Origin of the sequence: Bernardetia sp. MNP-M8 (genome assembly GCF_037126285.1) — a bacterium.
Taxonomy (GTDB): domain Bacteria; phylum Bacteroidota; class Bacteroidia; order Cytophagales; family Bernardetiaceae; genus Bernardetia.
In genome coordinates this window covers 5,102,159-5,124,904 of record NZ_CP147012.1, presented here as the reverse complement: position 1 = coordinate 5,124,904, position 22,746 = coordinate 5,102,159, and the positions used below count along the sequence as shown (strand labels likewise).

General features: G+C 30.6%; 19 protein-coding genes. 10 read left to right on the top strand and 9 right to left on the bottom strand.

Annotated elements, in window-relative coordinates; genetic code table 11:
* Positions 1 to 9: 9 nt before the first annotated feature.
* Both V9L04_RS20715 and V9L04_RS20710 read right to left on the bottom strand, forming a co-directional pair.
* A complete protein-coding gene (locus tag V9L04_RS20715; protein ID WP_338791844.1) occupies positions 10 to 306 on the bottom strand; it encodes a hypothetical protein in 297 nt (98 codons plus the stop codon).
* A 114-nt stretch (positions 307 to 420) separates the two neighbouring features.
* The gene (locus V9L04_RS20710; protein WP_338791843.1) at positions 421 to 819 is read right to left on the bottom strand and encodes a hypothetical protein; all 399 of its coding nucleotides are present in this window, start codon (positions 817 to 819) and stop codon (positions 421 to 423) included.
* Between the two features lie 302 nt (positions 820 to 1,121).
* On the opposite strand from V9L04_RS20710, the gene V9L04_RS20705 reads away from it, so the two are divergent.
* Positions 1,122 to 1,457, top strand: coding sequence for an STAS domain-containing protein (locus V9L04_RS20705; protein WP_338791841.1), 336 nt, complete (start codon positions 1,122 to 1,124; stop codon positions 1,455 to 1,457).
* A 52-nt stretch (positions 1,458 to 1,509) separates the two neighbouring features.
* On the top strand, positions 1,510 to 1,926 hold the full coding sequence (locus V9L04_RS20700) for an ATP-binding protein (RefSeq protein ID WP_338791840.1): 417 nt from the start codon (positions 1,510 to 1,512) through the stop codon (positions 1,924 to 1,926).
* A gap of 86 nt (positions 1,927 to 2,012) precedes the next feature.
* Here V9L04_RS20700 and V9L04_RS20695 read toward each other — a convergent pair whose 3' ends face one another.
* Both V9L04_RS20695 and V9L04_RS20690 read right to left on the bottom strand, forming a co-directional pair.
* Positions 2,013 to 2,858 (bottom strand): hypothetical protein, encoded by an 846-nt coding sequence (locus V9L04_RS20695; protein ID WP_338791839.1) that lies wholly within the window; start codon positions 2,856 to 2,858, stop codon positions 2,013 to 2,015.
* Positions 2,859 to 2,873: 15 nt separating this feature from the next.
* Complete coding sequence (locus V9L04_RS20690) at positions 2,874 to 3,731, bottom strand: hypothetical protein (protein WP_338791838.1); 858 nt, start codon at positions 3,729 to 3,731, stop codon at positions 2,874 to 2,876.
* Between V9L04_RS20690 and V9L04_RS20685 the strand changes: the two genes are divergently transcribed.
* Positions 3,714 to 4,712: a cytochrome-c peroxidase gene (locus V9L04_RS20685; RefSeq protein WP_338791837.1), complete on the top strand. Its 999-nt coding sequence runs from the start codon at positions 3,714 to 3,716 to the stop codon at positions 4,710 to 4,712. The two genes, V9L04_RS20690 and V9L04_RS20685, sit on opposite strands and share 18 nt — an antisense overlap.
* On the opposite strand, the gene V9L04_RS20680 is transcribed toward V9L04_RS20685, so the two are convergent.
* The gene (locus V9L04_RS20680) at positions 4,707 to 5,141 is read right to left on the bottom strand and encodes a hypothetical protein (RefSeq protein WP_338791836.1); all 435 of its coding nucleotides are present in this window, start codon (positions 5,139 to 5,141) and stop codon (positions 4,707 to 4,709) included. The two genes, V9L04_RS20685 and V9L04_RS20680, sit on opposite strands and share 6 nt — an antisense overlap.
* A gap of 106 nt (positions 5,142 to 5,247) precedes the next feature.
* Between V9L04_RS20680 and mutL the strand changes: the two genes are divergently transcribed.
* Positions 5,248 to 7,368, top strand: a complete 2,121-nt coding sequence (gene mutL, locus V9L04_RS20675) for a DNA mismatch repair endonuclease MutL (protein WP_338791835.1) — start codon at positions 5,248 to 5,250, stop codon at positions 7,366 to 7,368.
* Positions 7,369 to 7,376: 8 nt separating this feature from the next.
* Here mutL and V9L04_RS20670 read toward each other — a convergent pair whose 3' ends face one another.
* Both V9L04_RS20670 and recG read right to left on the bottom strand, forming a co-directional pair.
* Positions 7,377 to 11,708 carry a hypothetical protein gene (locus tag V9L04_RS20670; RefSeq protein ID WP_338791834.1) on the bottom strand — a complete coding sequence of 1,444 codons (4,332 nt, stop codon included), beginning with the start codon at positions 11,706 to 11,708 and terminating at the stop codon, positions 7,377 to 7,379.
* A gap of 37 nt (positions 11,709 to 11,745) precedes the next feature.
* On the bottom strand, positions 11,746 to 13,947 hold the full coding sequence (gene recG / locus V9L04_RS20665) for an ATP-dependent DNA helicase RecG (RefSeq protein ID WP_338791833.1): 2,202 nt from the start codon (positions 13,945 to 13,947) through the stop codon (positions 11,746 to 11,748).
* Positions 13,948 to 14,184: 237 nt separating this feature from the next.
* Here recG and V9L04_RS20660 point away from each other — a divergent pair, with 237 nt between their 5' ends.
* The 6 genes from V9L04_RS20660 (at position 14,185) to V9L04_RS20635 (ending at position 18,783) form a co-directional block, all read left to right on the top strand.
* Positions 14,185 to 14,610, top strand: coding sequence for a hypothetical protein (locus tag V9L04_RS20660; RefSeq protein WP_338791832.1), 426 nt, complete (start codon positions 14,185 to 14,187; stop codon positions 14,608 to 14,610).
* Positions 14,611 to 14,729: 119 nt separating this feature from the next.
* Positions 14,730 to 15,449 carry an RDD family protein gene (locus V9L04_RS20655; RefSeq protein ID WP_338791831.1) on the top strand — a complete coding sequence of 240 codons (720 nt, stop codon included), beginning with the start codon at positions 14,730 to 14,732 and terminating at the stop codon, positions 15,447 to 15,449.
* A gap of 115 nt (positions 15,450 to 15,564) precedes the next feature.
* Positions 15,565 to 16,488, top strand: a complete 924-nt coding sequence (fmt, locus tag V9L04_RS20650; RefSeq protein WP_338791830.1) for a methionyl-tRNA formyltransferase — start codon at positions 15,565 to 15,567, stop codon at positions 16,486 to 16,488.
* A gap of 151 nt (positions 16,489 to 16,639) precedes the next feature.
* Complete coding sequence (locus V9L04_RS20645) at positions 16,640 to 17,245, top strand: TlpA disulfide reductase family protein (RefSeq protein ID WP_338791829.1); 606 nt, start codon at positions 16,640 to 16,642, stop codon at positions 17,243 to 17,245.
* A 102-nt stretch (positions 17,246 to 17,347) separates the two neighbouring features.
* Entirely contained in the window at positions 17,348 to 18,259 is a 912-nt protein-coding gene (locus tag V9L04_RS20640; RefSeq protein WP_338791828.1) for a DUF4835 family protein, read from the top strand.
* Positions 18,260 to 18,459: 200 nt separating this feature from the next.
* Entirely contained in the window at positions 18,460 to 18,783 is a 324-nt protein-coding gene (locus V9L04_RS20635; protein WP_338791827.1) for an SCP2 sterol-binding domain-containing protein, read from the top strand.
* Positions 18,784 to 18,988: 205 nt separating this feature from the next.
* Here V9L04_RS20635 and V9L04_RS20630 read toward each other — a convergent pair whose 3' ends face one another.
* Both V9L04_RS20630 and V9L04_RS20625 read right to left on the bottom strand, forming a co-directional pair.
* Complete coding sequence (locus tag V9L04_RS20630; RefSeq protein ID WP_338791826.1) at positions 18,989 to 21,076, bottom strand: PP2C family protein-serine/threonine phosphatase; 2,088 nt, start codon at positions 21,074 to 21,076, stop codon at positions 18,989 to 18,991.
* A gap of 303 nt (positions 21,077 to 21,379) precedes the next feature.
* A complete protein-coding gene (locus tag V9L04_RS20625) occupies positions 21,380 to 22,531 on the bottom strand; it encodes a CaiB/BaiF CoA-transferase family protein (protein WP_338791825.1) in 1,152 nt (383 codons plus the stop codon).
* Between the last annotated feature and the right edge of the window lie 215 nt (positions 22,532 to 22,746).

Below are 22,746 nucleotides of genomic sequence, written 5' to 3'. Positions count from 1 at the left end.
ATAGTTATTTTAATTTTCTTCTGGATTATATGCTAATTGTGTTGGGACTCCAATTTTTATAGTTCCTTGATAATTTCTATCAAAACTTTGGACTAATCCATATTCTTTTTCGTGTTCAGTATAAAAATGAATAGTAGTGAATTGAGATGCCCACGCAAGACCAAACAAAAAAGGCTTTATATCATAATAACTTTTTGTAGGAAAATGTCTTACCAAATTATCTCCATTTTTGAAATGAATCTCTAATGAGGGTGTATAAGAATAGACTTTTTCTGTTCCATATCTCTCATCAAATGCAACACGCATCGCTCTTTTAAAATTTATTTGAGAGATTTGATCCCAAAAAAACTTACTCTCATCTAGCTGAATATATTCTTCATAAATATATAGTCCTTTTGACTTTGTAATTATAATTTCCTGCTACCTAAATATTACACCTACTACAACACTGAAAAATAAACTTAGTAGAAAAGAAATAATCGGACTAACACCAGAAACAGAAAAAATACAAACAAAAAGAACAAATGCGATAATACTAGGAAATGGATTAATCGTTGATTCTTTCAATTCAGCAATCAGTTTTTGTTCTTTTTTCTTAGCAATAAGTTGAGGAGGTGGAAAGGGAATAAATTTTAAAGTCTCGTTTTGCTCACAATGCCTATTATTCATATAATTCCAACTTTCTTCTAAAAAACAAGAGTGACAAGTCAAACAAAAAGTTACTTTATCCTCTTCTTTTATTGTATCGCCTGTAATTGGATCAGTTCTTCCAATAATATGAGAGTGAGTTGAATCTAATTTGTGAGAATGGTAAGTCATTTATATAGATTGATAATCAGTAATAAACTAAAATAGTGAGTATAAAATGTTAATTAACGAGTTAATTATAGGTTTCGTTCTTATAATAATCTAATTAAATAGCATCTTTTTTATTTATTTTCAAAAAAACTTGAAAACTCTCGGTAAGAATAGTAAATTTGTCAATTCAAATAAAAGTAGTTTTTTGAGAGAAACAGGATATTCTTAAATTAGAATTATCTATCTTTCTTCCTAATTATACTTTATTTATTATAATTTATTACTCGTAGCAAACCTATTGCAATTATTTTTCGTAAGATATAATGGAAGTCAAATTTACTGAAGAGGACAAAAACTATATTATTAGCATTGATGGAGATTTAGATGCCTCTTCTTCTATTAAGCTAGATAAAGTGCTTGCCAAAGCCATTGGAGAAAATCGTAATCCAATTTTGGTAGACTGTAATCGTTTAGATTATATTTCATCACCTGGAATTGGCGTTTTTACTTCTCATTTGCAAGAATGTGAAGCTAGAAATATCAGTTTGGTTTTATATGGGATGAATGATAAAGTGCTAAAGGTTTTTAGAATCTTAGGTTTAGATGAAATAATTCCGATAACAAAAACAAAAGATGAAGCAAAAAGTAGAGCTAAATAAAAAGCTAATTCATTAGCATAATAATCACTAGCTATAAAGTAATAAATAATAAATGATTCATAGCATTCGAATTTCTTGTTTGAAAAACAACCTTAGCAGAGTTCGCAACTTTGTTGAGGGAGCACTCAAGCAGCATGCAATTTCGCCGATAGATATAAATCTGATGGTTTTGGCAGTAGACGAACTCTGTGCCAACCTGATTATTCATTCCCATAAGTGTAATCCGAAAGAAGATATAGAAGTAAGTGTAAGCAGAAAGGATAATCAATTTGTATTTGAAATAAAAGATGAAAGCGCACCAAGTTTTGATTTACTTTCTTATAAAGAACCTGATATGCAAGAAATTATTGCAGATAAAAGAAGTGGAGGAATCGGACTTATTCTAGTCAAAAAAATAATGGACGAAATACAGTATGAGAGAAGTGGTTCGGCTAATATTTGTAGAGTATCTAAAAGATTAGCTACTTAGAAAAAATCACAAATTAAAAAAAAATAGATAGAAACCATTTTATGAAAGCAACTTTTTTGAAGTTGCTTTTTTATTTTGAAAAAACTTTAGGAGATACCAAAGCTTTCAGCTATAAAAATTCTACCTGCATAATTTTGTTCTATCCTCCTTAAAAGTCTTTGTTCTCTATTATCTTCTGCTTGAAAATGAACTTCTACAAACTGTGCAGTCCAAGCAAGTGCTAAATAAAACAGTTTGGTTCGTTCGTAATTTTTCAGAGAAAGATTTTTAGTGAATTTTGAGTTGTCTTTTAGCTCAATAGTAAACTTATGTTTTTTCTCTGATTTTGAAGTAGTAATTTTTTCTATTTGATCGTAATTATGAAAATTCTTTCCAAGAATAATTCCTGTTTCTAAGATTTTCAATCCTGAATTAGTATTGATAAAGTCTAAATTTTCTATTTCTTTGCTTCTAGTTTCAGTCCACATTGGTTTGAAGTAATGACTAACAAAAAGTATAATCACTGATAGAAATAAAGTATATTCAGTTTTTTGCCCATTATAAGCATCATTTGGAATAAAAATCCACATCAAGGCTATTACTACACTAGCTAGAAGTAAAAAAATATTTCGCATTGCAAAAGGAACAACTAACTTTATCAACTCATTTATTTGAGAGAGAAATTCATTCTTAAACTCAAAGATTACATTTTCTGTTATCTTGATTCCATTTCTAATAATCAAATTTGGAGTAGGTTCAGGCATAAAACGAAGTGTTCTGAACTGATCACAATGTTTTCCACTCATATACTTCCAACTATCTTTTAAAAAAACAGACTGACAGGCAGCACAAAAAACCACTTCATCATTTGCTTTTATACTATCCCCAGTAATTCCATCTTGCCTTCCAATTATGTGGGAATGATTTTCTATATCTAGTTTATGTATATTCATTTTGTATTGAAAAATTTAATTACTAGAACCAAGACTTGAAAGATGTTCGACTAAAAAAAGGTTTCCTGCATAATTTTTCACGACACTTCTCAAAAGTTCCTTTTCTCTACTATCTTCTGCTTGAAAATGAACTTCTACAAACTGTGCAGTCCAAGCAAGTGCTAAATAAAATGGCTTTGTGTGCTTATAATTCCTAAATGGTAAGTTTAGTGTTATGTTTTGATTATTTCTTAATCGAATACTTAAATTATGTTCGTCTTTAGTTTTGTATGAATTTACTTTCTCTATTTCAAAATAAAAGTAAAATTGGTTTCTTATAGTCATTCCTGTTTCTAGAACTCTAAAAGAGTAATTAATTGAACGTGCATTTTTTAGACTCATTTCTTTCTTTTCACTCCATCTTTTTCCAATTATGATACTGAAAAACAAGAGTACAAAACAGAAACAAATTACTATACCGTTATATTCTCCAGACACAAAATAGTCTTTAGGTAAGATATTCCACAGCAAAAATACTAAACAAATCACATAAAAAAGAGGTGATATTTTGAATAGTGAAGGTAAAAAATCTTTTAGATAACTATATATTTTATTTGTAAATTTATTTTTAATTTCAAAAAGGACTTTTTCTTTTCTTCCTCCTTTACGAACAGTTATTTTTGAAATAGGAGAAGGAACAAAATTAAGTGTTTCAGATTGCTCACAATGCTGATTTTTCATATATTCCCAACTATCCATCAAAAAAACAGACTGACAAGCAGCGCAAAAAACGATTTCATCATTTGCTTTTATCGTATCACCAGTAACTCCATCTTGCCTTCCGATTATGTGGGAATGATTTTCTATATTTAATGTATGAACCGAATAAGACATAATTTTTCTCTTTATTTAGCTATATTAATTGCTGTTTTGTTGCTTGCTTTTTCTTGTGAAAATAAAACGAGAGATTTTAAAAATGAGAAATATAAAATTACTCTAGCTTCCTATATGCCTTCTATACCAAAAGAACCTTCTCAAAATCTGACTACAAAAGAAGGCATAATTTTGGGCAAAATTCTTTTCTTTGATACAAAATTATCCAAAAACAATAACATTTCGTGTGCGACTTGTCATAATCCAAAACTCTATTTTACAGATACTTTAGAAAAAAGCAATCTAGGAACAACTAAAAAGAAACTTTCTCGCAACACACCCACGCTAATAAATATAGCTTATGCAGAAAACGGACTTTTTTTAGACGGAGGCATAAAAAACCTTGAGTCACTTCCTGCTGCGCCACTTGAACACCCAGACGAAATGGCAATGGATTTGAAAAAATTACCAATTTTATTGCAAAAAGATAAAAGTTATCCTGCTTTATTCAAAAATGCTTTTGGAAGTGACAGTATTACAAATGCGCTTATTTTTAGAGCATTAGCACAATATCAACGGACTATTATTTCGCCTTCTTCTTCTAATTCTGATTTTAATTTTATAACAAAATGGGATAGTGTTCAGCAAAATAAAGCTACCTTTTCAAAGTTAGAATTAAAAGGACAAGAGCTTTTTAACAAGCATTGTAACTCTTGTCATCCTGCACCTTTGTTTTCAGATTATCAGTTTCATTTTGCTCATTTGGATACTACTTTTTATTCTGATAAACTAACAAATCCTATAAATGAAAAAGGAAGACAGCGAGTTACTGAAAATCCTAACGATTATTTAAAATTCAAAACGCCTACTTTAAGGCATATTTCCAAAACCTTTCCTTATTTGCACGATGGAAGTTCAAGTCTAGTTCAAGCGTCGACGCTTGAACTAGATTTGAAAGCAGAAGAAAAAAAGGCTTTGTTAGCATTTTTGGAATGTTTATAAAAGACAAGATTCTCCATTTTTTGGAACTGTTATTCCATCAATATCAATTAATCTATCCAAACGAATTTTAATTTTTTCTTTAGTTGATTCTACTTCAAAAATCATAAATTCCTCTCCGTTTTTGGTTTCTAAATCCTTAACTTTAATTTTTTGATGAATAATTGTGTCATAACTTGATTTTAAATAACGGATTGTTACTGTTTTTTTAGTAGTGGCAAAGGCTTCTAAATTGTCATAAAAACCACAATCAACGGGAATATATTTCTGATTTTGCATAAGAATAAAAGAGCGAAATAAATTTTGTATTTTTTTTATAAAACGAAATACCATGATTTTTAGTTGTTTGGTTGTATCATTTGTTTGCTCGCTCAAATTTGCCGAACTTTGAGTAAGTGATAAATCAAAAAAATCTAATTTAAAGGTATTCATTTACTTTTATAATTTAAACCTCTTAAAACCATAAATTGCTTACGAACTACTTTCGTAATTGACTTACGTCGTCTTTCAGTTCGTAATTTCTAATTCGTAATTTTTTATGTTAGACATCATCCGTTTACTGCCCGAATCACTTGCCAATCAAATTGCTGCTGGAGAAGTCGTTCAAAGACCTGCTTCTGTGGTAAAAGAAATGTTAGAAAATTCGGTGGATGCAGAAGCTACAAGTATTGAACTCGTTTTGCAAGATGCAGGAAAAATACTTATTCAAGTTATTGATAATGGAAAGGGAATGTCTGAAACAGATGCTAGAATGTGCTTTGAAAGACATGCAACATCCAAAATAACACATCCTGATGATTTATATAATATTTTAACATTTGGTTTTAGAGGAGAGGCAATGGCTTCAGTTGCTGCTGTTGCACAAGTAGAACTTCGTACACGACAAGAAGACCAAGAGGTAGGAACACTGATTTATATTGAAGGCTCAGAAGTTAAAAAACACGAACCAACAGCGACACAAAAAGGAACGTCTTTAGCTGTAAAAAATTTATTTTTTAATACACCAGCACGCCGAAAATTTTTGAAATCTAACTCGGTTGAGCTACGTCATATTACGCAGGAGTTTGAACGTGTTGCGCTGGCAAACCCTCATATAAATTTTTCCATGCACCATAACGGACAAGAGGTTTATAATCTTAAAGAGGGAAAATTGGCTAGAAGAATTGTGGCAATGTTTGGAAAAAGTTATCAATCCAATCTTTTGACATGTCAAGAAGACGTAGAAACAATTAAACTTTTAGGATATGTAGGAAAGCCACAAGCAGCCAAAAAGACAAAAGGAAATCAGTATTTTTTTGTAAATAATCGTTTCATAAAAAGTGGTTATTTGCATCATGCTGTAATGACGGCTTATGAAGGACTTTTGCCAAAAGATGCACATCCTTTTTATGTTTTATTCATAGAAATTGATCCAAAAAAGATTGATATAAATGTACATCCCACCAAGACAGAAATAAAATTTGATGATGAAAGAACAGTTTATGTAGTTGTTCAATCGGCTGTCAAACAAGCTTTGGGAGTTCATCAGGTCGTTTCTCCTTTAGATTTTGATACAGATGCAAACTTTTTAAATCCTGCAAATTATCGTAATAATGTCGTTGGTGGAGATACCAACAATGTCGAAGATGAGGATAATGAAGAACAACCAAGAACATTTTTTTCTGACTTTTCAAAGTATGATGATGTTGATGAAAATGCTGAAAATAAAGACTTTATTGGCAGATATAATAAAGAAGAAAACAAAGGAAAGTATGGAAGTTATATTAGCGAGCCGTTTAATAGAAATAAAGAGTTAAAAAAATATGAACGACCAGAACCAACAGAAAGAGAAAAAAATAACCAACGAAATTGGGAAAGAATTTATCTGAATGACGAGCAAAGAGAGGAAATAGGAAGTCAGAAATTGGAATTAGAGCATGACACTAAAAAGGAGTCAGGAAACACAAATGAGAATTCTCCAATCGTCAATTCTCAATCTCAAAATCCTGTAACTTTCAGAAGTTCTGCGAATAATCTTTCTAAGTCTGAATTGGAAGCTGAAATAAAATCATCTAAATCCAAAATAGAAAACACCGACAAACGTCATGTTTTTTGGGTGGCAGGTCGTTTTGTAGCAAGTCCGACTAAATCGGGGATGATTTTGATTGATGCTTCGGCAGCTCATGAGCGTATTTTATATGAGCGTTATGAGCAAAGAATTTCGAAAAGCACAGCAAATAGTGCCACTTCTCAACAAATTCTTTTTCCTCCTACTCTTACTTTTTCGGTGGTAGATTATGAGCTTTTGAAGGAGGTTTTGCCAGAACTCAAAAACTTAGGTTTTACGATAGAAATTAATGAAGAATTAGAGAAAAAAGGACAAGTTCGTTTGATTGGTCTTCCTGCTGATTTGCTTAAAGAAAAAGGAGAATCTATCTTAGAAGCACTTTTAGAGCAGTTTAAGTACAATCAAACGACTATCAAAATTCCGAAACGAGAAAATATTTTGCGTGCCTTTGCCAAACGTGCCTCTATGCAAGCCAAAACTTTTTTCTCAAATGAAGAAATGCAAAGTTTGATTGATGAGCTTTTTGCTTGTCAGCAACCAAATTACACACCTGATGGAAAGAAAATATTTATGCTTTTGGATACAGAAATGATTGAACAGTTGTTTTTGTAGAAAGTTATTTACTTATATTCAATAATTTTCTGAAATACTTGATGTCTTTTAAAAGGATTTGTTTTAAAAAACTCTTCTTTTTCTTCTTCTGTTTTAAACCTTACATCTCTTTCTCCCCACATAACCCAAACAAACTTTGAATTTGTGTCTGAAAGATATTTATCAAATAAATCTTTTCGTATATAAACAAAATTGTGATTATTGTTATAATTCTTTTCATAGTGAATATTCATAGAAGCAAGTTTTCCATGTTCATCAAGTAAGTCAAATGTTTGAGGTTGATTTAACAAGTCTAAATGATTTGCAACTTCTTTGCCTACAACAGTAGTATGACCTGCATTGTTAGTTGAACTATGATGACTTTCCCAATTGTATTCCATTGCTGGCATCAAAACTTCAAACTCTTTGATGTCTGATACCTCTGTTTCAATTTCATCTGGAAACTCTTCCCTTAATTCTAAATTATCCTCATTTAGGTCATAATGTATAGAGGGATAATAACCTGATTCCCCTTTTTTTATTTTTACTGTTTTTTTGTCAGTTTCAAACTCCAAAATTGTATAATTATCGTGAGTTGATTCTTTGCAATAATATAACTCTCCAGCGAAAGTGTAATAGTTTTCTTTTTTTTCAGGTAACCATCTTTCCTCCATGCTTTGGTTTGTTAATAGGTTACATATTTCTAAATAATCATCTTCTTGCACTATAAATCCACGAGTAAAAACAAAAAGATTTCTTCCTAGTGAAATATCTTCTTGGACGATAAAGGAATCCAAACAAACCCAGTCGCCATCATTTTCTTTTAGATTTTGTACAGACAAGTATTCTTCAATAAAAGGCAATCCTCCGTTTTCATACCAATCAATTAAAGTTGTTGTTCTATTCCCTAATAAGTCGCTTTCTACAAATATTTCATTTTTCGGCTTTTTGGGAAAGCTGCTGTCGATATCTGCATCAGATATTCTAAATTCATCATAATACCTACCTAGTAAATCTAAATCATTTCTCAACCCTGCGTTTTCATAATAAGCAATCCAAGAATATTTTTTTCCATAACGTTCTGCTCCTATACCATTATAATAGCTACCATCTTCAAGTGCTTTCTCTACATCTTTAAATAGTATTTCATTCCAACCTAGATTATAAATTCGCCAGTAAATCTGTCTTCTAACTTTGACTTTCTCTGGAGGATTTGAATATGAGTGACCATTTGCAACTAATCTACTTATCGTATAATTGCTAAAATCCATACGCATGGGGCCAGAATAGTGATATTCTTTATCTCCATAATCGTACTCACCTAAATCTCTAATTCCTCCAAATGAGTAAGGTGGCTGTATATTTTTTACTTCGTCTTTAGAAAGTAAATTTGGATAATATATCAAACTAATTTCTATAACTCTTCTAGCATAATCTCGTGCCAAAATATGCGTAGTAGAGTGAGCAGCATCTTCTTTAAATATCAAATCATAAATACTTCTACCAATTTCAGGAAGAGTAATGTTTTTAAAATCATTAGATTGTAGCGAGTTGTGCATTGCTAATACTACACCATACAAAGCTGCTAATGTTCGTTCCCATATATAAGGGTCATTAAGTTTTAGAGAATCACAAACTAAAGACAGGAAGTTTTTTGGAAATTTTCTTCCATAATGGTAAAGAGCTTTTGTAGTTTTATCTCTCAAAGTTCTGTTTGTACTTGTAAGAAAGAAAACTATGATTGTTGAGATAACATGTTGCTTTTCAGAAACTACTTCTGATTCAGTTTTAGTAGAACGACATTGTGTTTCAAATTCAGAAATATACTTCTCTAGTTCATGACTTTCCTTTCTTATATATTCAGTCCATGAAATATCTCGTTCATGCATCTTTAAAGATGATAAAAGTTGGGAAAAGAAAAAAGCATTTAAAGGGTGTTTTACATCGCTTAACGTTTTAAAGAAAAGATTAAAAAATATTTCTTTATTTTGATTTGTTTTGAAAAAAAGTTCAGTAACTAAATCAACATCGCTTTCTTTTAAAGCACTAGCAGGTAATATAAAAAGTGATTGAATAGACTTCCTAAATGTGTAGTCTAAAAATCTAATTCGCTCAGAAAATTTATTCGAAATAAATTTTGGTAAATACTTAAATAATTTGTGGCGTGTTAATATTGATAATTTGTTTACTTTAATCAACTCATGAAATGATATTTGTTTAATCTGTGGTAATAGCAGACATAAAGCAGAAATAATATCTTCAAATAAGGGGTGTTGTTCATTATTATAAATAGTCTTACGAATAAACTTTTTACTTAAAAAATATGAAATGTTAGAATTGTTTTCAATTAAACTTTCTCCAATTACAAATCCAGCTAGAATATCATAAGTAAAGCTTACATATTCGCTTTTACTCCTCATATCACGAGTTATAACTAAACCTTCATTAATCAAAATATCTGCCTTTGATTTGTCTTTTTCGTAATTGGAATTGCCATCAATTAAATTATAGAAATCATTGATTGGTATTTCTCGTAAATTATTTTTCCATAAATAAGACGATAATTTTTTAAGTGATTCTGCTACAAATTGTTCGTTATTCTTTAAAATAGGATTGCTATTAGTTACTCTTTTGTTTACTTGATTTAAATACTCTTTGAACACATCGTATGATGATTCCTCTTCAAGATTAACAGCAATTTCACCAGAGGTTTTCCAGTTAGGATTTTTTATTTCACAAAATATTTTCAAGAATATCGGATCTCTAAATTTTTCAAGTGAAGCAAAAGATAAATCAGCCTCTAACTTGTATTTAGTAAAGTATTTTTTTACAGCTTCATGAATTGTTTCGTAATCTTCAAAACCATGTAGGTAGTGAAATTTATTTTTTGATGAATTACCCCAAACCCTCTTAGTATAAGACTCTCTACAAGTGGTTACTACTACAAGATTGTTGGTTAGTACAATTTTTGATATAAATGCAGATATATGATTTTCCCATATAGGAGAAAATAAACGATTTGAAATAGTTTCATTTAAACCATCTATTACTATTGGTATTTGTGTATTTAGAATTGAACCATAAATATCAAGTGCTTGTATAAAATCATCAAATGTAAATTCTTGTGGAATATCAAGAATTTTTCGTAATGCTTCTGAAATACTTGTTTCATTAGTAAATTTATCTCCTGTAATAAAAATAGCTGGTTTTGAGTTCGTTATTTGTCTAAAAGCAATGTCGCAGGAAATATGCGTTTTTCCTTTTGCAGCATCTGCTATAAAATGAATTTCTCTTTGTAGCTCATGAAAATAGTTTCTAAAAAATCGCTTATAAATATCTCCAAAGTCTGATATTAAGTCTAAAATACTTACTGCGTCAGTAAATGCTCTTGATTTTTCATCAAAAACTCTGTAATCAATTTTGTTGTAATAGTCAAAGAAATTCTCATTTAATTCTTCTATTTTAAAATTGTTTAGAAGTTCATGATTGCAATTGATAAAACAAGATTCAATAAAATTAATTTTATTATCAACAAACGCAATATGCTGTTTGAAATTTTGACATGCCAAAAAATAACTCTCTCTCTCTGTTTTTTCTTTTGAGTTAATCATTCTTTCATCTTGAAAATCATGCAATATTCTTTCAATTTCATTTGATTTTTCAAGGAGTTCTTTTTTTAATTCATTTGTTAGTTTTGTGTAATTTGTATCAAACAAAAGGAAATCAATCTTAGATTGAGTATATTTATCAATGGAATGTAAATCAGAGTCATATTTGTCTTTTACTTTCTCAAAATTTTCTGCAAACTTATTTTTAAACCACTCTTCATTAAACTCTAATTCTCCGAAAAAAAAACTACGAATTCCTATGTGTTTTGAATCTTTGAGAAAAGTAAGAAACAAAGATTCTCCCCAATGTTCAAGTGCGATTATCCTTCCTGAAGGAATCTTTTTTGATAATGTATTTTGAAACCAATATTCTTCCCCTTTACTAAACTTTCCTTTTTGGGATAAACTGTTTGCAGTTAAATCTGTCTTTAAACATAGAATCCACTTCGTTAAATTACTATGGTTTCTGATTGCTGTTTCAAAAGAATCTTCTATACTTTTATCTCTAGAGGCAATATTAAGTCGCCCCGTATCTCCGTAAAATTTACACTGCCACCCCCACTTATCACCGTTATTAAGTTCTAAGTAAAATTCTATCCCACCATCTCCTCCACTTCCATCTATTGGAGTAAATGTTCCAAGATGTCCAAATTCTTTTTGAGCTAATTGATAACACAAATGTTCAAAACATTGTGTAGATTTTCCGTCATACGGTTTTAGCTTTGTGAAGTCTATTTTATCAATTGTAATCATCAGAATAATTTGTAAAAAAAATGTTTTTTGTAAAAACCTAAGAAATCCTACTCCAATTAATAGTCTGTGCTTTTTGAATTTTTTCTAAAGTAATTACTAAAGGCAGATTTTCTTCTTTTTCTAACTTTGGGTCTTCTTTCAAAAGTTCTTGTGCTACATCTCTAGCTACTTTCAAAATTTCGCCATCTCGTGCAAGGTCTGCGATGCGTAAATCTACTGCGCCACTTTGTTGTGTTCCTGCAATATCTCCAGCACCACGCAATTTCAAATCTTCGTCGGCAATTTCAAAACCATTTACTGTTCTGACCATTACTTCAAGTCTCTTTTTGCCTTCTTTACTTAATTTATAGCCACTCATCAAAATACAATAGGATTGCTCACTTCCACGTCCAACACGCCCACGAAGCTGATGAAGCTGTGAAAGACCAAAACGCTCAGAGTTTTCGATAATCATAACAGAAGCATTTGGAACATTTACTCCAACTTCAATTACTGTTGTGGCAACCAAGATTTTGGTTTCTCCTTTTGCAAAACGTTGCATTTCAAAATCCTTATCATTAGGTTTCATTTTTCCATGCAAAATACTGACAGGAACATTTGGAAAAGCTCTGCAAATACTCTCATATCCATCTTCCAAATTTTTATAATCTAGTGTTTCTGATTCTTCAATCAATGGATAAACCAAATAAATTTGTCTTCCCAAATCAATCTGACTTTGCATAAAACCAAAAACACGCAAGCGATGAGCATCAAATTTATGAACTGTTTTGATAGGTTTTCGTCCTGCTGGCAGCTCATCAATTATCGAAACATCTAAATCTCCATATAAAGTCATGGCTAATGTTCTAGGAATTGGCGTTGCTGTCATAACCAAAACATGAGGAAAAAAACCTTCATTTTTTTGCCATAATTTAGCTCGTTGTGCCACCCCAAAACGGTGTTGTTCATCAATTACACAAATTCCTAATTTCTGAAACTGAACTCTATCTTCTAAAAGTGCGTGTGTTCCGACAATAATATGAATTTTTCCATCTTTTAGGTCTGCCAACATTTCACGCCTTGCCTTTGTACGTGTTGAGCCTGTCAGAATATCGATTCGAAGTCCCAACAAATCACAAAATCCTTTTAATCCTTCATAATGCTGTTGCGCTAAAATCTCGGTAGGAGCCATTAAGCAGCTTTGCGCCTCATAATCAATTCCCATGAGCATAATCAAAAAAGAAACAATTGTTTTTCCACTTCCTACATCTCCTTGTAAAAGTCGGTTCATCTGACTGCCTGACTGTACATCTTGATGAATTTCTTTGATTACTCGTTTTTGTGCGCCAGTGAGTTCGAAAGGCAAATGTTCTTTATAAAATTTGGTTAAAGTAGGTGTTTTTTCAAAAATTAAACCTTGATTTTTATCTGTTCTGACAAGTTTTAACTGTAAGAGTTGAAGTTGAATAAAAAATAATTCTTCAAATTTTAGGCGTTTTCTTGCCATTTCTAACCATTCTGTATTCTTTGGAAAATGAATATGAACAATGGCTCTTCTTCTATCTAATAAATCTTGTTTTTCAATAATAGATGGTGGCAAAGTTTCCTCAATTTCTTTATGAACCTGACGAATAAGCGTTTGCATGAGATTAGAAATCCCTCTGCTATCCATTCCTTTTGCCTTCATTTTTTCGCTTGTGTGATAGACAGGCTGAAAATAACTTTTTTCTTTTTCTAATGGAATATGCAAATCAATTTCTGGATGTGCAATACTAAAATTCCTACCATACATATTCGGACGACCATAAACGATATATTCTTGTCCGTCTTTTAACTTTTTGGCTACCCAACCTGCCCCACGAAACCAAACCAGTTTTACTTCTCCTGATGAATCTTCCAAGACGGCTTCTAAACGCTTCTTTTTTCCTTCTCCCCAAAGATTAATATTTCGTAGTCTTCCTTTGAGTTGAACGGCTGTATCTTCTTCCGAAATAAATCCGATTTTTTGAAATTGTGTACGGTCTTCATAACGAAAAGGTAAGTGCATCAGCAAATCACCAAAAGTTCTGATATTGAGTTCTTTTTGTAAAACTTCGGCACGCAAACCCCCAACACCTTTCAGAAATTCTATTTTTGTATCAAAAACTGTTTTTTCAACTGCTTTTTTAGAATTTTGAGTGCTAGTTATATTTTGTTCTTGATTTGAACTTATATTATTTTCAGTGTTAGTATTCGTAGTATTTTCGGCAGATTGTTCCAATAGTTTATAAAAGATAGTGCTTTACAAAAATAGCAAATTAAACTAGAAAAACAATTTATGTTGCTAATTTTGTTAGATTTTATTTAAAGTAGTTTAATTTTTATGTAAGAAAATATATACTAGCATTTCTTTCTAAATGCTGAAAAATATAATTTCTAAAAGTCAGTTTTTTTAGAAAAGTAGAGTATCTAAGAAAAAATAAATTACGTATTTGTTTTTATAACAAAATGCTAATACATGAAAAATACTTTAATCCTTACTGAAAATCAAACTCATTTTTTACAAGAAAACCGTCAAGACCCAATTACAGGAGATGATTTTTTTGTAGGAGATGAAATTGTGTTTTGTGCTTCTTGTAAATCAGCTTTTTTAAAAGAGAGTTGGGAGTTTATGGATGAAAAGCATTGTAATCAGAGCAAAACGCTTAGAAACTTTCCTGTTTTTACTTTCTTGGAATTAAACAAAAAAAATATACTCAAATTAAAAAAGAAAAAAATATATGCCATATCCGAATTAATGCCTAAAATAATCTTTTACTTCATTGTTCTTGGAGGACTTATTTATACTTTTCTTGGGTTATATGATTATAACAATATACTCTTTTTCTTAGTTGTTTTTGGACTTAGTTTTCTATATTTAAAAGTGAGCAGTAGGCTAAATTAGTATTAATACCTTATTGCTTATTAAGTTATTTAAAAACTATTTTTGATTGAATGTAAGTAGTATTGTAACCTAATAACCTACTTTCAGAGTTTAAGAAAAGGGAATCAATTATATTAAAAATGAAAAATACTCTAATCCTTACTAAAAATCAAACTCATTTTTTACAAGAAAATCGTCAAGACCCAATTACAGGAGATGATTTTTCTTTAGGAGATGAAATTATTTTTTGTGCTGAATGTAAATCGGCATTTTTGAAAGAGAGTTGGGAATATATGGGTTCAGAACATTGTAATCAAAGAAAAACATTCAATGATTTTCCAAAAACAGCAGTTACTTTACTCTTTCAGAAAGTTGATAATTCGGTGTATATAAAATCAAATAGTGATGACCGTTCATTTGCTTTCTTGTTAGATTTATTTATTGCTGGTGTTTTAGGAGGCTTAGTTTATCTTTTTTTGCCTTATTTTAAATTTGAACAACAAACTATTTTTAATTATTCTTTAGCAATAGGATTATTGTATATCATATTTAGAGATTGTATTTTAGGTGATGGTAGTTGTGGTAAAAAGTTGCTAGGTCTTTATTTTATAACTACTAATTCAAATGAGAAAGCTCACTTTCTATTACTTTTTGTAAGAAATCTAATTTACTGGATACCAATGTTTTTAGTGAGTGGATTCTTATTTTGGATAAGTACAGATTCTATTTTTTCTCTTTTTATTGTAGTTGTTTTACTGATTTTGCATATCATTCAAGCACTTGCTTTACTCACTACGCAGTTTAGTCTTTTTGATAAATTATTAAGAATAAAATTAATGCAAAAAAGAGATGAAAAATAGTAATTTAAATCTTAAGAAATGGGTACAATAAATTTTGTACATTTGTCTTAGTTTTAAATTGAAAATTAAAAAATAGTGCTGTTCTTTTGCTTATGAGCAGCTTAGAAAATAAAATATGCCCGAATTACGTATTATTTTTATGGGAACGCCTGAATTTGCCGTTTCCTCTTTAGATATCTTAGTAGAAAATGGCTATAATGTAGTCGCTGTCGTTACTGCACCTAATAAAAAAGCAGGAAGAGGTCAGAAAATAAATGAATCTGATGTGAAAAAAGCAGCATTGAAACACGGTTTGCCTATCCTGCAACCGACAAATCTAAAAGACGAGAGTTTTTTAGAAGAACTGAAAAGTTATAATGCAAATCTTCAAATTGTGGTTGCTTTCCGAATGCTTCCAGAAGTGGTTTGGCAAATGCCAGAAATAGGAACTTTTAATCTTCACGCTTCACTATTGCCTAATTATCGTGGTGCTGCGCCTATCAATTGGGCAATTATTAATGGAGAAGAGAAAACAGGAGTAACAACTTTTTTCCTACAACATAAAATTGATACTGGAGATATTCTTTTTCAAGAAGAAGAAAGAATTTATGATACTGATAATGTCGGTACGCTTTATGAAAGATTAAAAAACAAAGGAGCAGAACTTGTTTTGAAAACTGTAAAAGCTATTCAAGACAATGATTATGCTGTCAAAAAACAGAATTTGGAAGAAAAAACACCCCATGCGCCAAAAATTTTCACAGAAGATACCTTCATAAACTTCAATAAGGAAAGTGAAAAAATACTAAACTTTGTACGTGGACTTACTCCTTATCCTGCTGCAAGAATGACCCTTTATGATAAGATGTATAAGGTTTTTGATGTAGAAATTGCTGATTTTGAGCAAACAAATGAACTTTTGATAGGAGAGCCACTTACAGACCAAAAGAGTTATCTTTACGTTAAGACACAAGATGGTTATGTCAAAATCAATGAATTACAACCTGAAGGAAAACGAAGAATGAAAATTGAAGAGTTTTTGAGAGGGAATAAAATCTAAAAAAAATAGTATTTTTGTTATTCTGATTCTGAAATAATTCAAGCTATTCTATTATTAATGTTTCAAGCGACATCAATAATAAATTTCAAGGAAAGATTATACAACTTCAATTTTTATAAAAAATATTCAAACTCACTTAATTTTAATTATTATGAAAAAATTCATCTTATTTATTGCTCTTATTGCTTCGGCAGCTTCTTGTGCTAGTGAAAAAAAACAAGCTAGTGCATCCACAGATGATTCTAATGCTACTGCTTCTACTCAGAATCGCTTTTCAAATACATCCAATACTTCTACTAATACAAGCACAACAACAGAAGACAAAGAACCTGAAAAAATCTTTGTCGGTCAAACTAATGCTGATGGCAGTATAAAGATGTTTGAAGATGTATTAGCAGAATATAAAGGAAAAGTTATTTATGTTGATTTTTGGGCTTCTTGGTGTCCTCCTTGTCGTGGTGAAATGCCTAGCTCTCAGAAGCTACACAGTCAGTTTGAAGGAAAAGATGTAGTGTTTTTATATGTTTCTTTTGATAGAGCTGAAGATAAATGGAAAAACGGAATTGATAAAATGGATATTAAAGGAGTTCATTTTTATCCTGCTGCTGATGCAAATCAAGCTGTTTCTAGCAAATATGGAATTTCAGGAATTCCTCGTTATATGTTAGTAGACAAAACAGGAAAAGTAGTTAATCCAGATGCACCTCGTCCTAGTTCAGGTCAAGTAATTGCAGGTTTGATTAATCAGTATTTATAAAAAATAATTCTCAAATCATAAGTTTTTAGTAAATTGAACGCTATAAAGAAAAATTATAAATTCTTTATAGCGTTTTTTTGAATTTTATAAAAATAATCATCAATGAAGAAATATATTTTTTTAGTTTTTAGTCTTCTCTTTGTATCATTTTCAAGCCAAATTTTTGCACAAGAGTTTCGTTGTAATGTAATTATTAATGATTCTCGTGTAGAAGCTCAAAATCAACAAATTGTGGGGCAACTTACCAAAGCTCTGACAAAGTTTATGAATACGACACAATGGACAGAAGACCGTTATGAAGAATGGGAGCGTATAGAATGTAATATCTTGATTACGCTAGATAAAAATACTGACCTTTCTCAAGGAATTTATTCAGGAGACGCTCAAATTCAATATAATCGTCCTGTTTTTGGAACAGTTTATACTTCACCAATTCTAAATTATTTTGATAAGAACTTTGATTTCGTTTACAAACCTAGTGAACCCTTAATTTATATTCCTAATTCCACTAATAATAATCTGACTTTGATGTTGGCTTATTATTCTTATGTTATTTTAGCATTAGACTATGATTCTTTCTCTTCTTTGGGAGGAACACCCTATATCGAAAAAGCACAAAACATTATTAATAATGCACAAAGTACAGGAGTTGCAAATTCGGGATGGCAGAATAATGATATTCGTTCAAGATATTGGTTAGGAGAAAACTTAAACAGCCCTCAATTTATAGATTTGAGAAAAGGTTTGTATGATTATCATCGTTTAGGGCTTGATGTGATGCTAGAAAAACCAGAAGAAGCTCGTAAAAAAACAATGGAAGTATTGAAAAAGTGGAAAGAAGTAAGTGCTATTCGATTAAATGCCTTGCTTATTCAAACACTCTTTGATGCAAAAGGAGAAGAACTTTATCAGCTTTTTTCAAACGCAGAAAAGGATGAAAAACTCAAAGCTGCTGAAATTTTGCTTCAACTTGACCCAGCACACGCAGATTTATATAGAAAACTTCAAAACTAATTACTATTTTTTTAGTTTAATTCTTAATAAAAAACGCTGCAAGCCGAGTTTTTTGTGTTAAATTGCAGTATAAAAATACCGAAGTAAATAACTTTGTATTAGATAATAAATGAATTATTTAACTACACTGAATATTCATTTTATTATTTCAAAATCGTAATCATTATTAAATTACTCACATCCAAAAGTAAAATAAAACTATGAGCTTAGAATCTTTCACAGAGCGTGTAAAAAAAGTAGTCGGAACAGATAGTGGACTAGGAAAATCAGTTAAGTTTGATCTTAAAGGCGAAGGTGTTGTTTATGTCGATGCTACTCAAGTTCCAAATGTAGTTTCTCATGAAGACAAAGATGCAGATTGTACAGTTAAGATTTCAGAAGAAAATGCTAACAAGATGATTGATGGTTCTTTGAACTTAATGGCAGCTTATATGACTGGAAAAGTAAAAGTAAACGGAGATATGGAAATGGCTATGAAAGTAGTTCAACTTATCGCTCGTCGTTCTAAAGAAGGAAATATATAGTTTTTTAATGATTAATTTTTAACAATTAATTATTAATGTAATTCAATTCAAAAAAGGCTTTTAATTCTTATTGAACTAAAAGCCTTTTTTTGTTATTGTTATCCTAAAACCAACGGCAGTTTTTGGTTCAACAGTAATCTTGAAATACTTTAAATATCTTATTTGTATTCATTAATCACTAAAAATTAATCGTTCATAATTGTATTTAGTCAAAACGCATCACCATAACAGTATAATCATCTCTCAAATCATCTCCTTCTATAAATTGATAAATATCATCAATAATTAATTCAGCTATTTGAGAAACGCTACAATGAGCATTTTCTTCTACAAAGTTTTTGATTCTATCATACCCATACTCTTCCTTTGAAACTGGGTGACGAGCTTCATTTATTCCATCTGTATAAAGAAAAAATATATCTCCTTCTTCATAATCAAAAATAGAAACTTGGGTATGTTTTCCATAAGTGCCATTTCGAATGATTCCCAGACCAATTCCTTTTTCTTCTAAAAAGTCAGACTTTTCTTCTCTTGCATTATAATATAAAGTTGGACAATGACCAGCACGAGAAGAATAAATTTTACGCTTTTCAGTATCGATAATCAAATAAGTAGCTGTAATAAAAAGACGAGCTTCTAAACACGAACTAAGCGCATTGTTGGCATACTCCATAAATAAGTCAGGACTTAAATCTAAGCGCACCAAACTATGAAAAATACCCTTCATTTGTGCCATATAAAAGGCAGCCGAAGTTCCATTTCCTGCCACATCTGCAATAATAACAGCAAAACGATGGGGAGCAACTTGAAAGTAATCATAATAATCTCCACCTACTTCGTCAGCAGAACCCGCTTTTACACAAATTTCAAACTGATTATCTACATCAATAATATTAGGTAAAAGACTTTCCTGTACCCTATGAGCAATCTTTAATTCATTCTGATAACGTTGTGTTTCTACTGCTGTTGTGATTAGTCTAAAATTATAAATAGCCAAACTTGCCTGTGTTACAAAGGATGTAAGTGTTGTCATGACTACATTATCAAAAGCATTATCGACTTCTTTTAGCAAAACAAGCGAACCCAAATAGCTTTTGTTAGCAATCAAAGGTAAAGACAAAACAGATTGATAAGTTTGGTCTTCATATTCTCTTTCAAAGAGCTGCATAGCTGAATATTTTCTAGGCTTACTTCTATCTAATCCTCTTTCATAAATTACTTTTTTGAGTTTTACGGCTTCACTATTTGAAATGTCTTTTGTGATAAAATCTCGTTGAGAGTTCCATATTTCTAACCACGCAGCATCTGCATGAAGTGTTTGAATAGCACTTTCTAACAAAACTTTATAAACTTCTTTTTCATTATCTCCACTTAAAAGAGATTCGGAAAGTTTCTGAAAACTAGCTAGTTCTCCAATTTTTTTCTCAAAAACCGAAGAAGTAGGAAGATTGAAAAGTAGAAGAAGTGCGCTTGTAACCGAGTATATTCCTGTAAAAATAAAGGTAGCCATAAAGAAAACGGATTTTTGTAAATCAATTACTAAATTCCGAATAGGTTGAGATTCCGTTTGAAGTTGTGCAATATCATAATAACGCAAAAATTCAAATAGAAAATAAATCTGAACTCCTAGAATAACCAACAGTAATAAAATAGAGCGAATCTTTTGATTAAAATCTAAATAGGCAACCCAACGAATATTGACAGACAAAACAAACGCCATCAATATCAAAAATAGCAGGATAATTTGAGAATAAGGAGAAAAAAATTGGAAGCCAAAAAAGTGAAAGAAGAGGGTTATGAAAAGTGTATATTCAAAACTCTTCATCAAAGTACGCATAAATTTGTTAGCCTGATAGGTTATCAGGTGTTTCCATTTATGATAAGCTGTCAGTAAAAAGCCTACAAAAAGCCCAAAATCTACGTGATAAATGAAGTTATAAAGCATTGTATGCTCCAAAAGATAGTTGGATGCTACACTAATGAATACATTTAGCATCAAAGAAAGTGCAACAGAAACAATACTTGAACCAAATGCTTTCCAAAGAAAGCCATAAAAATCTTCGTTGTCATCTTTCTGAACATCAATCCTGCGAATAGTAAAAAATGCACACAGAAGAAAAGTATTGAACAAAAGTCCTTTAATCCAAATAGGTAGGTTTTGCTGAATTTCTTGATAGCCTTGCACTAACAAATATTGTTCTATCATACCATAAGCAGTCAATAGAACCCACGAGAGCATCGTAAGGAATAACAATATTGTTTTATAGCCTTTTTGAGGCAGAGCAAAATTCATATAACTAACAGAAAGAAAAGGTTTTATTAATGGCTTTTACTAATTCTACTATTCAATAAAAAATAGAACTATACCATAATTAAAATAGGATTACAAATTGTTGCAAGCTACGAAAAACTATTGCCAAAAGATACTCTATTTTCATAAAAATAAACTTTATGTGATTTTTGGCACAATCAATGACAGAAAACTCAAATCGTAGCTATATTTTTACAAAGTAAGCGATATAGTTTAACTTTTTTCTAAAAAAAAAGATTTTATTCTATTAAATATAAACAGATTGGATAAAAACTAACTACATATTTAATCGAATTTGGGTGGTGCACTCAAATCTAAATTATGATTTTGATTATCAAAACGAGCAATAAAGTTTTTTACACCTCTTAGTCCTGTTTCTTTATCTTCAAAAAGTAGATTTTGAGCGGCTTCATTTTCAAAAGCCTTTGGAATATCATTTACACTTCCAGCAGGAACATTGTTTTGTTCTAAAATATGTAAAATTTCTTTACTCTCTGTCTCTAAAAATGCTTTTTCTAAAATAGGACGTAACATCTCTCTATTTCTAACTCGGTTTGCATTCGTTTTGAAACGTTCATCTTTTGAAATAGAATCAATATTTAATATTTCACACAAAACAGAGAATTGTTTATCACTTCCTACAACCAACATTAGACTATCTGTTTTGGTCTGAAAAATTGTTCCATACGGAAAAATATTTGGGTGTTCACTCCCCATTTTTTGAGGAGAATGACCTGCATTGAGCCAATTTGTAGCTTGGTTGGCTAATGATGAAAGTGCAGATTCGTAAAGAGAAACAGTTACATAACTTCCTTCAAAATTACTTTTTCCTTCTTGTTCTCTTTTTAGAAGAGCCACTAACAACCCTTCTTTGAGTTGGTGTGCTGCCAAGATATCGACTAAGGCAACAGGCATTTTTGTTCCTTCTATTTTTTGTCTTGTTGTGGTTGTATCTTTATTTACTTCTTGTTTTTCACCATTCATAAATACAAAACCTGTCTCTGCTTGAATAAGCGCATCATAACCTACCTTAGAACTTTCTATTCCATACCCTGTAATATGTCCGTAAATAAGTGTTGGATTAATTTTTTTGAGTGTTTGATAATCTACTCCTAATTTTTCGGCATCTCCTTTTTTATAACTCGCCAAAACAATATCAGCATCTTTTATCTCTTGATATAATTTTTTTTTATCTTCATCATCATAAATATTGAGAGCAAGTGATGTTTTACCCCAATTAATAGACGAAAAATAAGCTGATACGCTATTTGAAGAGTTTTCAGAAGGAAGTTTCCAAGAACGTGTAACATCTCCAGAAGTCAAAGGATTTTCTATTTTTATAACTGTTGCTCCACATTCAGCAAAAAATTGCCCAACCGAAGGAGCAGCCAAAACACTTGCCAATTCTATAACTTTTAAGTCTTTAAAAATATTCATTGATTATTATTTTCTATTGTATTTACTAAGCTCAAAAAAACTCCTTCTAATTTTATTAAAAGGAGTTTGTTATGTCACAATTAAAATCGTGTATTTTGCGTAAAACAGGGTTAAAACCCTGTTCAATTTATAATTTTACCATTGTTGGTGTCCCCACCAACGATAGTAAAATGCAAATAAACTTATGTTACACTGTACTAAGGAATTGAAATTAA

What these genes read in the sequence shown, in the direction of transcription:
- V9L04_RS20645 (WP_338791829.1), top strand. Translation starts at nt 16,640, where the DNA reads ATGAAAAAATTCATCTTATTTATTGCTCTTATTGCTTCGGCAGCTTCT.
- V9L04_RS20700 (WP_338791840.1), top strand. Translation starts at nt 1,510, where the DNA reads ATGATTCATAGCATTCGAATTTCTTGTTTGAAAAACAACCTTAGCAGA.
- V9L04_RS20690 (WP_338791838.1), bottom strand. Translation starts at nt 3,731, where the DNA reads ATGTCTTATTCGGTTCATACATTAAATATAGAAAATCATTCCCACATA.
- V9L04_RS20670 (WP_338791834.1), bottom strand. Translation starts at nt 11,708, where the DNA reads ATGATTACAATTGATAAAATAGACTTCACAAAGCTAAAACCGTATGAC.
- V9L04_RS20655 (WP_338791831.1), top strand. Translation starts at nt 14,730, where the DNA reads ATGAAAAATACTCTAATCCTTACTAAAAATCAAACTCATTTTTTACAA.
- V9L04_RS20715 (WP_338791844.1), bottom strand. Translation starts at nt 306, where the DNA reads ATGCGTGTTGCATTTGATGAGAGATATGGAACAGAAAAAGTCTATTCT.
- fmt (WP_338791830.1), top strand. Translation starts at nt 15,565, where the DNA reads ATGCCCGAATTACGTATTATTTTTATGGGAACGCCTGAATTTGCCGTT.
- V9L04_RS20685 (WP_338791837.1), top strand. Translation starts at nt 3,714, where the DNA reads ATGAACCGAATAAGACATAATTTTTCTCTTTATTTAGCTATATTAATT.
- V9L04_RS20660 (WP_338791832.1), top strand. Translation starts at nt 14,185, where the DNA reads ATGAAAAATACTTTAATCCTTACTGAAAATCAAACTCATTTTTTACAA.
- V9L04_RS20705 (WP_338791841.1), top strand. Translation starts at nt 1,122, where the DNA reads ATGGAAGTCAAATTTACTGAAGAGGACAAAAACTATATTATTAGCATT.
- V9L04_RS20630 (WP_338791826.1), bottom strand. Translation starts at nt 21,076, where the DNA reads ATGAATTTTGCTCTGCCTCAAAAAGGCTATAAAACAATATTGTTATTC.
- V9L04_RS20680 (WP_338791836.1), bottom strand. Translation starts at nt 5,141, where the DNA reads ATGAATACCTTTAAATTAGATTTTTTTGATTTATCACTTACTCAAAGT.
- V9L04_RS20635 (WP_338791827.1), top strand. Translation starts at nt 18,460, where the DNA reads ATGAGCTTAGAATCTTTCACAGAGCGTGTAAAAAAAGTAGTCGGAACA.
- V9L04_RS20710 (WP_338791843.1), bottom strand. Translation starts at nt 819, where the DNA reads ATGACTTACCATTCTCACAAATTAGATTCAACTCACTCTCATATTATT.
- mutL (WP_338791835.1), top strand. Translation starts at nt 5,248, where the DNA reads ATGTTAGACATCATCCGTTTACTGCCCGAATCACTTGCCAATCAAATT.
- V9L04_RS20625 (WP_338791825.1), bottom strand. Translation starts at nt 22,531, where the DNA reads ATGAATATTTTTAAAGACTTAAAAGTTATAGAATTGGCAAGTGTTTTG.
- V9L04_RS20640 (WP_338791828.1), top strand. Translation starts at nt 17,348, where the DNA reads ATGAAGAAATATATTTTTTTAGTTTTTAGTCTTCTCTTTGTATCATTT.
- V9L04_RS20695 (WP_338791839.1), bottom strand. Translation starts at nt 2,858, where the DNA reads ATGAATATACATAAACTAGATATAGAAAATCATTCCCACATAATTGGA.